At 73.8% G+C, this 826-nt stretch carries 2 protein-coding genes; both read right to left on the bottom strand.

The annotated features are described in order from the left end of the window. Window positions 1–286 (bottom strand): hypothetical protein (locus tag B7767_RS36945; RefSeq protein WP_143652849.1); only part of this gene is annotated, 286 nt, incomplete at its 3' end. 98 nt (window positions 287–384) lie between these two features. After that, window positions 385–825 (bottom strand): sugar kinase, encoded by a 441-nt coding sequence (locus B7767_RS36940; protein ID WP_256923700.1) that lies wholly within the window; start codon window positions 823–825, stop codon window positions 385–387. Window position 826 lies beyond the last annotated feature (1 nt).

Below are 826 nucleotides of genomic sequence, written 5' to 3'. Positions count from 1 at the left end.
GGAGGGAGAGCGCCGGGGCCGTCCGCCGCCGCACCCCCGTGCCGTGCGGGCGGACGACGGTGAGGTCGGTGTGCGACGCGGAGGCGTCGGACGGCCCGGGCAGGCCTTCGCCGTCGTGGCCGCCCTCGGGATCGTAGAAGGCGACGCGCCCCTCGCGCGGGAGGGGTGCCGGGAGGAAGACGGCCGCGAGCCGGACGGGGACGTCCGCCCCGCCCGTGCCGCCGGTCCCGCCCGTGTCGCCGGTCCCGGCGGTGTCCCGCCCGGCCGTCACGGTCCGCTCGCTCATACGTCCTGCCACCTCCCGCCCGCCTGTCGGATCAGTCGTCCCCGACTCTACGGGCGGGGTCTGACAGTCGGCCCCGGCGGCCGGTGGGGCGGGCGGGGTCAGGGCACGGTGCGGGAGACGACGTACACCCTCGGGTAGCCCGGCTTGTCGTGGTTGACGACGACGTCGTGCGTGGGCGCCGGGTCCTTCTGCTCGTGGACGAGGCCGGACCAGGTGCCGGGTCCGTCGAACGTCCAGCCGGTGATGTCCCGGTCGCGCTCGCTGATGGTGATGTCGTCCTGCTTCAGGCCGCTCTCCCGCACCCCCATGCCGGTGAGGAAGGCGCTCAGGCCCGCGTCGGTGGTCTCGAACTCGACGTAGAGGCGGCTGGTCTTCCAGTTGTTGGTCTCGTAGGAGGCTACCCACCAGGCGGGGTGCGGGATGGGCACCTGGTAGAGGCGGCGCTGGAGCTTCGACGGCCAGCCCTCGGTGAGGCCGGTCGCGGAGTACTTCGCCTCCTTGTCCTTGCCGCTGGCCCGGCTCTGGTTCGCGGAGATCACC

The organism is Streptomyces sp. 13-12-16, assembly GCF_002114215.1.
Classification (GTDB): Bacteria; Actinomycetota; Actinomycetes; order Streptomycetales; family Streptomycetaceae; genus Streptomyces.
This window is presented reverse-complemented; position numbering and strand designations above follow the sequence as displayed.